Here is a 15,453-nt window from a genome sequence, read left to right as displayed (position 1 = left end):
CTCACCCCTATCAAGTCACAATATTACAAGATTGCCCCGTTTTAATCAACTAATTAGAACTTCACGTCTATTCGTCAGGACTTAATTTCCCCTATTAAAAACAAGGTACGGAAAAGCCGTACCTTGTATTATACATGATTCTTCTTATTCAACAATTTTAGCGTTTTCAACAAGGAATTCTACTGTCTTGTTAAAGCGCAAGTCATTTTCAAGAACTTTCGTTCCACCCAATGTTTGTTTGATCTGCTCGATTTCCATGCCGAATTGCTCGGACATTTTAGCAAGCTCTATATTGATATCCTCTTCTTCAACTTGAATGTTTTCAGCAGCGCCAATAGCTTCAAGTGTCAAGGATACGCGAACACGGTTTGTTGCATCTTCTTTCATCTGTTCACGCAACGTCTTTTCGTCTTGACCTGAGAATTGGAAGTAGAGTTCCAAGTTCATGCCTTGCATTTGTAGACGCTGACCGAATTCTTCCATCATGCGGTCGACTTCAGAATCGATCATGACTTCAGGAATGTCAACTTCTGCGTTTCTAGCAGCAGCTTCTACCAAATCGTCGCGCAATGCTGTTTCAGAAGCTGATTTTTTCTCTTCTAGCGTCATTTCCTTCATCTTCGTACGAAGTGCATCAAGGCTATCGACTTCTTCGTCAATTTCGCTTGCCAATTCGTCGTTTAGTTCAGGAATTTCTTTTGATTTGATTTCATTGATTTTCACTTTGAACACGGCAGGCTTACCAGCAAGTTCAGCCGCATGGTATTCTTCAGGGAATGTAAGTTCAACATCTTTCTCTTCGCCTGTTTTCAAACCGATAACTTGTTCTTCGAATCCTGGAATGAATGAACCCGATCCAATTTCAAGATCATATCCTTCAGCTTTTCCGCCTTCAAATGGTTCGCCATCTGTAAAGCCTTCGAAGTCAAGATTGACTGTATCGCCGTCTTCAACAGCGCCATCTTCTTTAACAACCATCTCAGCTAATCCTGCTTGACGATCTTTAAGTTGCTCTTCGATTTCTTCGTCAGTGACTTCAGTTTCCTGACGCGTCACTTCAAGACCTTTATACTCGCCCAATTTCACTTCTGGCTTCAAAGTAAGACGTGCTTTGAAAACGAGTGGCTTGTTTTGTTCCATTTCGTCGATTTCGATCTCTGGTTGAGCGATTGGCTCAACACCAGACTCATCTAACGCGTTACCATAAGCTTCAGGTAGGATGATATCAAGTGCATCATTGTAAAGTGATTCTACACCATACATTTTCTCGAACATCTTGCGTGGCATCTTCCCTTTACGGAAACCTGGTGCCTGTACTTTCTTTACAACTTTCTTGAATGCTTCGTCGATTGCAGCATTGACTTTCTCTGCTGGCACCTCGATTGTTAGTGTTCCTTTATTACCTTCTTCTTTTTCCCAATTAACTGACATTATAAAAAACCTCCGAATCATTTATGACAAATCTATTTTCGCACGCTAAATACGCCATTTACAACCATTACAGTATATCACAGTCTTTCGATCTTTCAACAGATTTACTGTTTCTCATTGATCTGTTTGTTCGTCGATGGATCTGATCACTGAATTGAGCTCGTTAACTGCCATTGGCTCACCTGAAAACATGCTTTCTATGTACTCCATATAGGCATCAGAAATTTCTACGATTGAAAAACCATCCCATTTGAATGGGTACGCAACGACATCATATCGTTTAATCGCATCAATCGCCATTTGCAGTCGACTTGGATCTTTTTCATACAGTTCGGTCATGCGCTCGATGACAGCATCTGTCACGGAACCGTGGCCAGGCAGCTCGAGCTCTGCGGGAATAACTTCTTTCGCTTGGCCAAACTTCCTTACGAGAACCGGTTCCTCATAATTTGCGTTACTTAATAGAACAAGCGCGTATGTAATAACAACCGATGGTACTTCTTCATCGCTGACAACAGCAACAAGAAAATTAATGATTTCCTCTTTCAATGAACCTTGTTCATATGTCGCAAGTAAGCCTTGTTGTTTCTCCAAAGTCCATTCTTTGAATTCATTTATAGAAATGATACTGTGGCTTATGACAGGTTCTTTATCTGCACGTTCGTACCTGTTAAACAATCGTTCGTTCAGATCGCGCAAGTAATTGAATTTCTTAATGACGTCAGTTGGCACGATCTCCTCATCAAGCAATGCTTCTATCGTCATCTCTACCTCTTCATAATGTTGAAGTTGAATACTGATAGCCAAATAGAGCTCCATCGCATCCAAGTAATCGGTAGCTCCACTATGTAACAGTTTTGTAGCGACTTCTTTTGCTTTTTCGAAATCTTTTGTTTCGTATAAGGCTACTGCATAAGGCGCCAGCAGACGCGTGTTTTCGGAATCGAAATGATAAGCCTGGCCAAATACGTCCACAGCTTTGTCATAGTCAACATCCTCGATCGCATCCAACCCGCTCTCGATTAGTCCATCCAACGTTCCAGGGAACACAACGACATTGTCTTTCTTCAACAACCTCCCATACCTATGTCGCAAACGACTCACCCTCTTTCATCCACTTCACTATAACATATAGGTTTTTCCAATAGGAAATGATTTATGCACGTAGAACGTGTTGTTTTGGAAAAGAATTTCATGCTAATTATTATGAATGTAAGTTTAAGGTTGGTCCATAACAAATCTAAAACGGCTGCTTTCTGATTGGCAGTCGTCACCGCAGTATTAATGAATTCCAAATCTAGAACGAGCTACATAACTTTTTGGAGTTCTTTGTGAGTAGGCTGCCTACTAATAATTATTCCCTTGCTGATTTTGACGGGCTTTCAAAATGGCAATCAGAATACCAATTTCATACGTATGTAGTTATAGCGTCGCGTAAAAGAGCTTGTTTAATTTTATAATGAGTAGCTTGCCACATTGCTCTACCATCTTTCAAGATTAAAAGTTGGGGTGATTCATTCTTCACGCCAAGATCCTTTTCAATCGTATTCGAGATGTGTCTGTCTTCTTGTACAATGACTATGTAAATAGGAAGTTCTGTTTCAAACGTTTTTAATTCTTTCATAGCAGTTAAGCTGCTCATACATGTCGTACTGAATTTAAATAGAAGAAAAGGTTTCTCTAACGACTGTTCGAGTAACTCACGCCAATTTTCAATCGATTTAATACGTTCCATATGTGTATACCTCCAACATTCCAACTAACGTTGATGCGACGCAGCTAGAGTAGAAATTTTTAGACTCGGTGCTCATCGAAACGCCATTGTTGAATTTCTTTTTTTATTTCATTCGGTGTCATATTTTTTACTGCAGCTTTAGAAACAAGCATTGGAAATTCGTCATCTGATGCAAAGCGTAAGGCAATTAATTGTTCTATCGTAATCTTTGGGTCGATTCGAGATCCAGTTAATATAAAATAACGCAATTGTTCTTCCACTCGAATCGTGCGGTCTTGCACTTTTAACGCGTTTACTCTTGCTAACAGTCCCGTAATGATACTCATAATAACTAGAGCCATGATTAAAAATGTAGTGAATGAAAAATCACCTTTCACAACGCTAATGATTGTAAAGATAATTGCCACCACTAATGTAATTGCACTAATCGGCAACAATACATAATGTTGTAGCGGATGAATACGTGTGTGATTTTCATAGTTTTGCAACTCTTTTTCAGCCAATTTTATACCCCTTATCATTGTTTTCCGTGTACATATCATTATATACCGCACCGGGTATATAATACTTCAATTATGCTTAGTAACCTATCTAATGAGGTTAGCTACTCTCTAAAACACCATTAAACTGTAAAACTCTATTCCACTTTTTCATAGAATAGAGTTTTACCCATTTGTATTAAACTGAGCTACTTTCTACAATTGCATTTGCTCTTGAAGCTTTGCAGCAAAATATTTTCGCGCTTCAGCAGTCAAGACCTGCAAACGCACTTCTTCTTCGTGCCGTTTAAAGATAATCAACATTCCACTTAAATTTTCATCTACCGAATGAATTGAAAACCCTTTGTTGATACATTCATCTATTTGCTTCATTTCATCCAACGTTAGTAATTGCTCAGACATACACACACCTCGCTATTCTATTGTTCCGTTTTTCCTTCTGTTTCCTGGACAACGATATCGTCCCAGTCATGGCCAGCTGTAATGCCTAAATACTCCGCATCGCTCGGATTATCGAGTTCAGCTTGCGGGTACTTTTTAAACCACCAATATTTCGCCAGCACATAGTAGACAATCGCCCCGGCGAAAAAGCCCACTAAAGCAGAATACGTTGGGAACATATTCGCTAATGCCCCACCAATTACCCAAGCAATCAGTCCCGCCAAGTTAAAGCCGTTCATATACTTGAATTGGCCGTCCAATTCGTAGAGATCCCTTACGTTTACACGACGCTTGCGAATTAAATAATAATCCGCAAACAAAATCCCTACAATTGCGGTTAAAATACCGCCGATGATTAATAGCGCTTCGACCAACACGCCAAACAGACTCCACGGCTGTGCTAAAATTCCGACTATCCCAGCTATGATGACAGCGGCCCAGAACGGCACTTTCGGTCCGCCGATGTTCGAGAAAATCGTTGCTGCTGGAATAACGTTTGCGGATGTGTTTGTGGACCATTGCGCCAATACAATCATTAGCAATAAAATCCCCAGTACAATTCCACTTGCACTATTCTGCAAGGCATTTATCGGATCAGCAGAGGCCGTTGCCATGTAAGCGACTGCCCCTATCGTTACGATAAATGTGTTCGTAATCGGCATGACGATTAAAGAGCCGACTAACTGTGTTTTATTACGCTTAAACCAATTGCGTTCATTTTTCGGAGCTTTAAAGAAACGTGACAATGTCGGCATATCTGCTGCCAATGTTGCCCAGAACCCCATGTTCGCCATCATCACAACCATGAAAGCTGTAAAAGCCGCTATCCCAGTTGTCGGGGATTCGATCCAAGCCCATACGTCTTTCCCTTGAACTGTCGCTTGATCGGCAAGCGTAATGTACATCCAGATTGCGATTAAAATAATGACCGGCGCTGCAAAATCCGCAAAGCGCTCGATGGATTTAATGCCGAGCGATGTGTTGAAGAGCTGTAATGCCGCAAACACAAGGAAACACAAAAACCAATTATTAAAGTCGAATAATAAATTCAAAATCCCATTGATGGCCATCGCACCAAAATATGTGTTAAGCCCGAACCAACAAGCTGCTGTCACTCCGCGAACGAGCGAAGGTATATGTGTGCCGATTGTGCCGAACGGGGCGCGCATATAAACCGGGAAGGATAACCCATGCTCAACGCCAATATCACCGATTAACGTCATAAGGACACCGATTAAGACGGAACCAATTAATGTAGCAAAAATGACCATGGGCAATGATAAACTCATAATAGCAGAGCCACCAATTGCAAAGGCGGCTAAAACAATAGCCATCCCTATCCAGATCACTGCAAAACCAAATGCCCCAACGCTTCTTTTTTGATGTGTCACTGGAAGTAAATCTGGTGATTTTAAATAACTCCCACCATTCGCCATACATGTCTCTCCCCTATAATAGATTTCCAGTTAACTATGAAAAGCGGAAGGCGTCCGTTAAGACGCGACAGGCATAAGTCGATTCAGCAACGTGGCGGTCTTTGCCACATAGCTGAATTGCTTATGACCCGAGCGGCTGGCGCCTGGAGTCTAGACACTACTCCAAGTATAAAGACGTGTACTTCCTTTCTTTCATTCTAACAATCGACCTTTTTTATCGGTTAAAGTTTCTGAGTAGTGATTGACGTTCGTTCCATGTCATCGGCGGAATTGTGGATCTTCTCTCAACCATTGAAATCGCACCGTCAACTGGGCACACGATCTGACATAAATTACAGCCAACACAATCTTGTTCACGTACTTTCAGCATCGGACGCCCACTTTCTGTGTAGAGGTCAATACATTGATGCGACGTATCTTCACAAGCAATATGGCATTTGTTGCAATTAATACAAACATCATTATTAATCTCAGCGACAATATTGTAGTTCAGATCCAAGTCGCCCCAGTTCGAATACCGTTGAACCGACTGACCGACGAGATCCATCACCGAGGCAATGCCTTTCCCATCCAAATAGTTATTCAGCCCATCAATCATATCTTCGACAATACTAAATCCGTGGTGCATCGCCGCTGTACACACTTGTACGCCTGTTGCACCCATGAGCATGAATTCTGCAGCATCCTGCCAGTTTGAAATACCGCCAATTCCTGAAATCGGTACATTGACGAGTGGGTTCCGCGCACATTCCGCGACCATATTGAGTGCAATCGGCTTTACGGCCGGCCCGCAGTATCCGCCATGCGCTCCCTTTCCACCGACATGCGGCACTGTATTCCACGAATCGAGATCGACACCTGCTAAGCTGTTGATTGTATTGATCATACTGACAGCATCTGCCCCTCCTCGCACTGCTGCTTCTGCCGTCATTGTAATATCTGTGATGTTCGGTGTCAGTTTGACGATTACAGGTGTCCGTGCAACTTCCTTCGCCCAATGTGTCTGCTTTTCAACTAATTCAGGGACTTGACCTGAAGCTGACCCCATTCCCCGTTCCGCCATTCCATGTGGACAACCGAAATTGAGTTCTAGGCCATCTACTCCGACAGCTTCCACCTTTTTAACAATCTCATGCCACTTTTCCTGGCGTGGTTCTACCATCAACGAAGCGATAATAGCGTGATTGGGAAACCTTTTTTTCGTTTCTAATATTTCATTCAGATTAACCTCTAAAGGACGGTCCGTAATTAGCTCAATATTATTGAAGCCTGCTACTCTTTGTCCGTTGAAGCTGACAGCCGCAAAGCGCGATGAAACATTCAAAATCGGTTCGCCCAACGTTTTCCAAACTGCGCCACCCCAGCCCGCTTCAAATGCCCGTTGCACTTGATAGCCCGAATTCGTCGGTGGTGCAGAGGCTAACCAAAATGGATTTGGTGATTTAATGCCCGCTAAGTCAATTCGTAAATCCGCCATACTTCTCCCCCCTATGCGATTTCGCTTGGTTTTTGTAAACGTTCATGAATGATGTAAGCAGCATCTTTACCTTGTTGCGCCGCTGTCACGACCATCGCTTCACCTTGACCATTGCCGAACACGACATCTCCGCATGCAAACACTTTGTCCTTCGATGTTTGCATCGTCGTTTCATCAATATCCACTACACCATTCGTATGCTGTAAGCCAAACGCTTCAATGAGCGAGACAAAGCGCGTTTGTCCAATTGCTTTAATAACAGCTTCGACTTCTAGTACAAATTCAGAACCGTCGATCACTTCAGGTCGTTGCCTGCCATCTGCTCCCGCTTCGCCTAGCTTCATCTTGACGCATTCAAGGCCAACCACTTTTCCCGACTCGTCACCAATAATTCGCTTCGGCGCTGTCAGCCACTTAAAACCTACCCCATCCTGCTTGGCAAACTCATATTCATATTGGTAGGCGGTCATCTCTTTTTCTGTTCTTCTATAAAGAATGTCGACTTGATCCGCACCAAGCCGAACAGCACATGTTGCACCGTCGATCGCTGTATTACCTGCACCGATAACCGCCACACGTTTACCGATTAAGTCTTCTGTCAGTACACCTATTTTCGTGCGCTTTACAAACTCAATGGCATCATGAACACCCTCCAGCTTCTCACCTTCTATCCCCAGACTAGGTACGGAACCCATTCCAACCGCTAAAATGACACTGTCATATTGCGCTAAAATTTCATCAGCAGAAATATCCACGCCTACTCGCGTGTTTGTTTTAATATCCACACCAAGCTTTACAATCTGTTCTACTTCCCAATCCACTACGTCATTCGGCAATCGGAAAGACACAATACCATAGGCACCCAAGCCACCTGCCTTTGCTTCAGCTTCAAAAATCGTGACACTATAGCCAAGACGACTGAGTTCCCGCGCCGCCGATAAGCCCGCTGGACCGGAACCTACAATCGCGATCCTTTTACCATTTGCTTCGCCTTTTGTAAATAGCTCAACACCTGACTCCATCGCCCAATCTGTTGCATACCTTTGCAATTGTCCTATTTTAATAGGCTTGGTCGATGCATTCAGCACACAAGCCCCTTCACATAAAATTTCGGTCGGACATACACGCGCACAACTTGCCCCAATCGGATTGGCTTCCATGATTGTCTTAGCCGAACCTTTTAGATTGTTAGTCGCAATTTTCTTAATGAAATTGGGAACTTGAATACTTGTTGGACACGCTGTAATGCAAGGTGCGTCGTAACAGTACAAACAGCGATTTGCCTCTTCCATCGCTTCATTTTTCGTCATCTTGCTCGTCATTTCCAAAAAATTACGTTCGAGTTGCGAACTCATTAGAACATTCCTCCCCACTGGATTGATGTTTACACGTTAATTGTTTGAGCATTCCTAGTCTTTAGCGCACGTTTGATATAGCGGCCACTTCCTACATTACCTACAAATTGCTTATTTTTAATAACGTATTCACCACGTACGAGTACACTAATCGGCTCGCCCGTCACTTCCCAGCCTTCATACGGGTTGTAGTCGACAGCCATATGGTGTGTGCTCGCTGAAATTTCACGTTTTACAGTTGGGTCAAAAATAACGATGTCTGCGTCAGATCCAATCGCAATCGTTCCTTTTTGCGGATATAAACCGAATACTTTTGCAGCACTCGTAGAAATCATATCGACGAAGTCGTGGATAGAAATTCGACCTTTCGCCACTCCTTCAGAATATAAAATACTGAAACGGTCTTCGATAAACGGTCCGCCGTTAGGAATTTTAGAGAAATCATGTAAACCTAACTGCTTTTTGCCGTTAAAGCTAAATGAACACTGATCGGATCCAATCGTTTGAAGTTGTTTCGCTTTTAATGCATTCCACAAATGAGCTTGATGATATTTCGGACGAAGTGGCGGTGACCAAACATATTTTGCTCCTTCAAATCCTGGTTGCGCTAACGCTGACTGATCAAGCGTCAAATAAGGTGGACACGTTTCCCCAAAGACGTCATAACCTTTTTCACGCGCTGCGATAATTTCATCGACTGCTTCTTTACATGTCACATGTACAACATAAAGTTTGGCTCCCGCAATCTGTGCTAGTTCAATGGCTCGTTTTGTCGCTTCGCCTTCCAATTCTGCAGGACGTGTCAGTGCGTGATAAATCGGCTCCGTCTGACCAGCTTGACGTGCTTCCTCTACTAACTCGTCAATTACTGATCCATTTTCACAATGCACCATGACAACAGCATCCAGCTCTTTTGCGATCTTAAAGGCTTTGAAAAGCGTACGATCTGTTGCCTGGAATTCCTTCGCATACGCCATGAATACTTTAATAGATGTAATCCCTTCCTTTTCCAACAATACCGGCAGCTCGGCCTCTGTTTCAGGCGTTAAATCACTAATCATTAAATGAAAACCGTAGTCTATGGCTGCATTCCCTTTAGCTTTTTCATGCCACTTCTCCACAGCATTCGCAAGTTTTTCTTCACCCGCCGATAAGCAAAAATCTAAAATGGTCGTCGTCCCGCCGAAAGCAGCCGCAATTGTACCCGACTTCCAATCATCATCTGTTACCGTGTTGTTGAAAGGCATATCCAAATGGGTGTGTGGATCAATTCCACCAGGCATTACGTACTTACCTGTTGCATCTACAATTTCCGCTCCGTCAGTTGCTAGATTTTTGCCGATTTGCACGATTTTACCGTTCTCTATTAAAATATCTGCCTCGTACAAGTCTGTAGCTGTTGCTATCTGTCCACCTGTAATCACTTTTTTCACAGTATCTTCACCTTTCCAGTTATGAATATAAATTAAATTTTCATCCAATGAATTGCTTATTATAATTAAATAGAGGAGTAACAAGCACTTTTATCAAAATAGATTCCGATTGGTCAGTTGGAAAACAGTGTGCCAATGATGGATCATTTTGAAATGCCATCATCATTTCTTCAGTGTCTGTTGATGATCCATGCTGAACTTCTTTTGAAGCTTTAACACGGTTTCTACTAACACATCTGCCCCTTTTACACAGTCTTCAAATGCCGTTTCTTCCTCTTCGCAATGACTTTTGCCGTTGATACTTGGAACGAAAATCATTGCTGAAGGGATGATGCCTGCAATATATTGGGCATCATGCCCTGCCCCGCTAAATATCCTATGAGAGGAATAACCATGCTCATTACAGGATTGTTCGACTTCATGACAAATCGTTTCATCAAAGAAGACTGTTTCCCTTCCCCAAAGTTTGACCGGACGAATTTGGCAACCATCTTCCTCTACAGCTAAGCTTGTCAAGTGCTTTTCCACTTCACGCATAACCGACGGATTTTGATGACGCGAATCAATTGTAAACACCACTTTATTCGGAATGACTGTATGGATATTTGGCGTTACATGCATGCGTCCAAATGTGTACACAAGCTTGTCATCGATTTGGCCCAACTGCTCATGCAAGGACGAAATTATTCGTGAAGCTACAATCATCGGGTCATTGCGCATCGACATCGGTGTAGTGCCCGCGTGATTGGATTCACCCGTCACGGTAATTTCATAGCACACCATTCCTAACACACCTTCCACGACACCAATATCAATTTCATTTGCCGCTAACACCGGTCCTTGTTCAATATGCAGCTCAATGTATGCACGGGCTTCTTTTAAACGATTTTCCTGCTCTCCCTCATAACCACTCGCTTGTAACGCATCTTGAAAAGTGATGCCATTTTTATCGGTAGACTGCAACATCTTTTCTTTACTAAACTTTGAAGCAATGACACCGGAACTCATCATCGCCGGGTCAAAGCGCGCACCTTCTTCATTTGTAAAATTCACAAGCATAATGGGAATCTCGGGTTCATAGTTGTTATCCTTTAACGTTCGTACGGCCTCCACGCCCGTCAAGATCCCTAACACACCATCAAATTTGCCACCTTCCTCGACAGAGTCCAAATGTGATCCGATAACAATCGGTGGACAATCTATTTTTCCAGGTAGCGTCGCATAGATATTGGCCATATCGTCTATCTGAATTTCCATCCCCAACTCTTTGCAAAGCTCACAAAAATAATCTCTTGCGAGTACATCTTCTTGTGATAGAGACAAACGGGTTACTCCCCCATTGGCTGTAGCGCCAAATTTGCTGAAGTCTTCAAGTAATGCCTGAAGTCGACTACTATTGCATTTATACATATGTTAGTCCTCTCTTTCTAAGTTCTTATTTAGGAATCTAGTGAAAAACTACCCAGTAAAGTGTATTCGGGTCGATTGGATATAATACGTAAAAAGTGGATACTTCCGCATATTTAAAGAGGCTTGTTTATATAATAAGAGGCTGTTATGAAATGGTTGAATAACTACTAAACGAAATACTAGTAACTATGTGTAGATGAGTTATTGGTTTATTCGTTGGAATCGAAGAGACTTTCCCGACAACCCAGAATCATTTATTTCCATACGTTTTTCTTGAAGATGTAATCGAGTTGTACAGCATAATCTAACTAAAGGAGTGGTAAAGCAAGATGGAAAATGTTACGAGTCCAAACTGGCAAATGAAAGATGAACAATATGTATGGCATTCCATGAAACCGTATAATCCGAATGCCACGACAATCATTCAGAAATCGGCAGGTGCTTGGGTAACAGATGTTGACGGGAAACGTTACTTAGATGCCATGTCCGGTTTATGGTGTGTAAACGTCGGGTACGGTCGAAAAGAACTTGCCAAAGCAGCTTACGATCAATTACTGGAAAATGCCTATACGCCCCTATCCATTGGGCATATTCCAGCCATCCGATTAAGTGAAAAAATTAGCGAATTATTAGGTGATGACTATGTTGTCTTTTACTCGAACAGCGGTTCAGAGGCGAATGAAACAGCCTTTAAAATTGCTCGTCAATACTATGAGCAAAAAGGGCATACAAATCGCACGAAATTCATTTCCCGTTATCGTGCCTACCATGGCAGTACGATGGGTGCATTGGCGGCAACTGGGCAGGCACAACGTAAATATAAATACGAACCGTTAGCACCTGGATTTATTCATGTTGCTCCACCTGACGCCTACCGTGCAAACGAAGATCATATTGCGGAGCCAGCTAGCTTACCTTCTGTTCAGGCGATTGATAATGTCATGACTTGGGAAATGTCCGAGACGATAGCTGGCGTCATACTTGAGCCAATTATCACCGGCGGCGGTGTAATTATGCCGCATGAGGATTACTTGCGCGGGGTAAAAGCGGTTTGTGAAAAGCATGGAGCCCTGCTCATTGTCGACGAAGTCATTTGCGGTTTCGGACGTACTGGCAAAGCATTTGGCTTTCAACACTATGGCATTCAGCCGGATATTGTCACAATGGCAAAAGGCTTAACAAGCGCTTATATGCCACTCTCTGCTACAGCAGTTCGCCGAGAAATTTATGAGGCCTTCGCTGGAAATGAAGAGTACGACTTTTTCCGACATGTCAACACATTTGGTGGCTCTCCAGCGGCCTGTGCAGTTGCCCTCAAAAATATCGAGATTATGGAAACTGAAGATTTATTCACTAGGTCAGCAGAAATGGGTGCTATTCTCCAGGCGGAACTGCAAGAATGCTTAAAAGATCATCCAAATGTCGGCAATATACGTGGTAAAGGCTTATTGATCGGCATAGAGCTTGTCCATGACAAAAAGAGCAAAGAACCACTCGATGTAACTGCGGTGAATAAAATCATTTCTATATGTAAGGAACAAGGCGTCATTATTGGGAAAAATGGTGTAACTGTTGCAGGCTGCAACAATGTGTTAACACTCGCTCCTCCTTTGATTTTATCGGTAGCGGAAAAAGAGTTGATTGTTGAAAAACTGACGCACGCTTTACACGAACTACTACCAAAAGCGTAATTCGAGGGGGAAATGGTTGAATGGTAATGAATACAGAGGTAAAAGAACTGGGCCACTTTATCAATGGAAAAATCGTAGCTGGCACAAGCGGCCACTTCTCAGATGTTTTTAATCCAAGTACTGGTGCAGTCATCGCACATGTGCCGCTTGCAACGAAGGAAGAAGTGCAAAGCGCCATCATGACTGCTCAAGCTGCCTTTCCTGCATGGCGCGCTCTGTCAGTAGGAAAACGTGTGGAAATCGTTATGAAGTTTCGGCAATTAATGACTGAACGTATCGATGAGCTCATTGCAATCATTTGTACAGAAAGCGGCAAAACAGTCGAGGATGCGAAGGGTGAAATCACGCGAGGTTTAGAGTCTGTCGATTTAGCAATAAATGCCCCTCACTTATTAAAAGGTGAGCACTCCGTCAATGTTGGCGGGAATATTAATGCGTATTCCACAAAAGTACCACTTGGCATCGTGGCAGCGATTTCCCCATTCAACTTTCCAGTAATGGTGCCGCTTGCTATGACATGTATGGCAGTGGCAGTCGGCAATTGTGTCATCTTAAAACCATCCGAGCGCGTACCTTGCTCTGCATTGTTTTTTTCAGAACTGTGGAAAGAAGCGGGTTTGCCCGATGGTGTGTGGACAGTCATTAATGGCGACAAAGATGCGGTCAATGAACTACTGGAAAACCCAGCTATAAAAGCCATTTCGTTTGTCGGGTCCACGCCAGTCGCTGAACATATTTATAAAACAGGATCATCATACGGCAAACGCGTTACGGCTTTAGGCGGCGGTAAAAACAATATGATTGTCATGCCCGATGCAGATTTGGAACAGGTCGCAAACGCATTCTTAGGCGCTGCTTATGGTGCCGCTTCTCAGCGCTGTATGGCCATTTCGACAATCATGCCCGTTGGTGAGGATACTGCGAATAACCTAGTCAAAGTTCTAGCTGATAAAATCTCTAAACTAAAAGTTGGCCCATACACAGATCCAGCCGTTGACTTTGGACCCGTTATTACAAAACAATCAAAGGACGCAATCATCGGCTATATCGACCGAAGTCTTGATGAAGGCGCTACACTTGTATGTGATGGGCGGAACCCGAATATTGCTGAAATTTCGAAAGGCTTCTATCTGGGGCCAACACTTTTGGACAACGTGAAGCCTGGCATGGAAATTTATGAACAAGAAGTATTTGGTCCTGTCCGGAATGTCGTCCGAGTGGATTCATTGGAGGAAGCAATCGAGTTAATTAACGCACATGAACTCGGGAACGGCGTGACAATTTTCACGAATAATGGTGCGGCTGCTCGTAAATTCACATCAGAAATTGACGTCGGCATGGTTGGGGTTAACGTGCCCATTCCCATTCCTGTCGGGTATCATAACTTTGCCGGCTGGAAACGGTCCAGATTCGGCGAGGGGCATATGTTCGGACCAGAGCATGTCCGCTTCTTCACCAAAACAAAGACCATTTCAGAAAAATGGTTTGAAGAAAATAGCGAATCCGTGTCAACATTTGCTTTCCCAAGTAACAACGACTAATCGTTCATTCGTTAAAACCTACCACTCCTAAATAGCAGGGCTTATTCAAACAAGTTTTCGCCATGACTACTGAATAGAAGGAAAAAGGGATCGCTCATCTATTCAGATGAACAATCCCTTTTTTTGACTGCAGTATATTAAAACATTAATTCTCAGATGAGATTAAATCATAGTCTGCAAGGTAAAAATTGTATGTATTACTACTTTATTTTCACCTATAGCTACTAGTACTTCACCCCACTAATTGTCCCATCCATAGACATTGGTGCATTCATATCGACAAAAAACAATACAATTGTAGAGTCTTCAATAGCGACAATAGAAGGAAGAGGATGAACTAAATCCGTTACTGCTTCTTGTTTACCAATTGTGAGATCTTGAACCGTAATTTCACCGTTCATCACATATAGGTAGGGTGTCAGGCCTACATATGTTGGAACTTCCAACTCGTCGCCCGCTTTAGGATGCGCGTCTACTATGTAGACGTTTTGCCTAACATAAAGCGGCGCTTCACTTCCTTCAGGTCCGACCATGACATACCAATCCTGATTGTCTGCAGGCTTATCATGAAACTGAATTTCTGGAGCAAGATCTGTTTCATTCGGTCGGACGAAGATTTGCAGCATCTCCACTTCATCATCTTTTACTTTCTCCTCATGCCAAAAGCCTGCCCCTGCATTCATTAACATTAATTTCCCACGTGCAATCGGCGCTTCAAAACCTGCTGAATCCCTATGATGTGTGACGCCTGATCTTATATAACTTAAAATTTCATCATTTATGTGTTCGTGCATCTTAATCGTTAAGCCTTTTTTCATTACAGCATGATCAATAATGGCTAAAGGTCCAAATGCCGTATCCGTCGTTTCATGGCCAAAAATATCACCTGGTTGAACTCGTGTAATTGTGAATGGACCCCTAAAAGGCTGTGCATGATTACCGGCCTTGAGTATCTGTAACAAGACAGCAACCTCCTTCTTCATCGTGTATAACAAAATCGACT

Annotated in this window: 13 protein-coding genes; 2 read left to right on the top strand and 11 right to left on the bottom strand. The window is 42.9% G+C overall.

All coding sequences use genetic code 11. The features are described from left to right. Positions 1-144: 144 nt before the first annotated feature. The 10 genes from tig to QWT69_RS06170 all read right to left on the bottom strand — a co-directional run bounded on the left by tig (position 145) and on the right by QWT69_RS06170 (position 11,218). On the bottom strand, positions 145-1,431 hold the full coding sequence (gene tig, locus QWT69_RS06215; RefSeq protein WP_317970029.1) for a trigger factor: 1,287 nt from the start codon (positions 1,429-1,431) through the stop codon (positions 145-147). 114 nt (positions 1,432-1,545) lie between these two features. After that, positions 1,546-2,505 (bottom strand): DUF3196 family protein, encoded by a 960-nt coding sequence (locus QWT69_RS06210; RefSeq protein WP_317970027.1) that lies wholly within the window; start codon positions 2,503-2,505, stop codon positions 1,546-1,548. Between the two features lie 334 nt (positions 2,506-2,839). After that, complete coding sequence (gene ytxJ, locus QWT69_RS06205) at positions 2,840-3,166, bottom strand: bacillithiol system redox-active protein YtxJ (protein WP_317970025.1); 327 nt, start codon at positions 3,164-3,166, stop codon at positions 2,840-2,842. Between the two features lie 59 nt (positions 3,167-3,225). Then, positions 3,226-3,669, bottom strand: a complete 444-nt coding sequence (locus QWT69_RS06200) for a DUF6526 family protein (RefSeq protein ID WP_317970023.1) — start codon at positions 3,667-3,669, stop codon at positions 3,226-3,228. Positions 3,670-3,861: 192 nt separating this feature from the next. Next, the gene (locus QWT69_RS06195; RefSeq protein WP_317970021.1) at positions 3,862-4,068 is read right to left on the bottom strand and encodes a hypothetical protein; all 207 of its coding nucleotides are present in this window, start codon (positions 4,066-4,068) and stop codon (positions 3,862-3,864) included. A gap of 17 nt (positions 4,069-4,085) precedes the next feature. After that, positions 4,086-5,543, bottom strand: a complete 1,458-nt coding sequence (locus tag QWT69_RS06190; protein WP_317970019.1) for an NCS1 family transporter — start codon at positions 5,541-5,543, stop codon at positions 4,086-4,088. 214 nt (positions 5,544-5,757) lie between these two features. Then, on the bottom strand, positions 5,758-7,020 hold the full coding sequence (gene preA, locus QWT69_RS06185; protein WP_317970017.1) for an NAD-dependent dihydropyrimidine dehydrogenase subunit PreA: 1,263 nt from the start codon (positions 7,018-7,020) through the stop codon (positions 5,758-5,760). Positions 7,021-7,031: 11 nt separating this feature from the next. Further along, entirely contained in the window at positions 7,032-8,375 is a 1,344-nt protein-coding gene (locus QWT69_RS06180; RefSeq protein ID WP_317970015.1) for an NAD(P)-dependent oxidoreductase, read from the bottom strand. A 29-nt stretch (positions 8,376-8,404) separates the two neighbouring features. Beyond that, entirely contained in the window at positions 8,405-9,808 is a 1,404-nt protein-coding gene (gene hydA / locus QWT69_RS06175) for a dihydropyrimidinase (protein ID WP_317970013.1), read from the bottom strand. A 162-nt stretch (positions 9,809-9,970) separates the two neighbouring features. Continuing rightward, complete coding sequence (locus QWT69_RS06170) at positions 9,971-11,218, bottom strand: Zn-dependent hydrolase (RefSeq protein ID WP_317970011.1); 1,248 nt, start codon at positions 11,216-11,218, stop codon at positions 9,971-9,973. Between the two features lie 329 nt (positions 11,219-11,547). On the opposite strand from QWT69_RS06170, the gene QWT69_RS06165 reads away from it, so the two are divergent. Both QWT69_RS06165 and QWT69_RS06160 read left to right on the top strand, forming a co-directional pair. Further along, complete coding sequence (locus tag QWT69_RS06165) at positions 11,548-12,909, top strand: aspartate aminotransferase family protein (protein WP_317970009.1); 1,362 nt, start codon at positions 11,548-11,550, stop codon at positions 12,907-12,909. A 20-nt stretch (positions 12,910-12,929) separates the two neighbouring features. After that, positions 12,930-14,450 (top strand): CoA-acylating methylmalonate-semialdehyde dehydrogenase, encoded by a 1,521-nt coding sequence (locus QWT69_RS06160; RefSeq protein ID WP_317970007.1) that lies wholly within the window; start codon positions 12,930-12,932, stop codon positions 14,448-14,450. 224 nt (positions 14,451-14,674) lie between these two features. Here the strand turns inward: QWT69_RS06160 and QWT69_RS06155 are convergent, their stop codons facing one another. Next, positions 14,675-15,412: a pirin family protein gene (locus QWT69_RS06155; protein WP_317970001.1), complete on the bottom strand. Its 738-nt coding sequence runs from the start codon at positions 15,410-15,412 to the stop codon at positions 14,675-14,677. Positions 15,413-15,453 lie beyond the last annotated feature (41 nt).

It is taken from the genome of Sporosarcina oncorhynchi (assembly GCF_033304615.1).
Classification (GTDB): domain Bacteria; phylum Bacillota; class Bacilli; order Bacillales_A; family Planococcaceae; genus Sporosarcina; species Sporosarcina oncorhynchi.
This window is presented reverse-complemented; position numbering and strand designations above follow the sequence as displayed.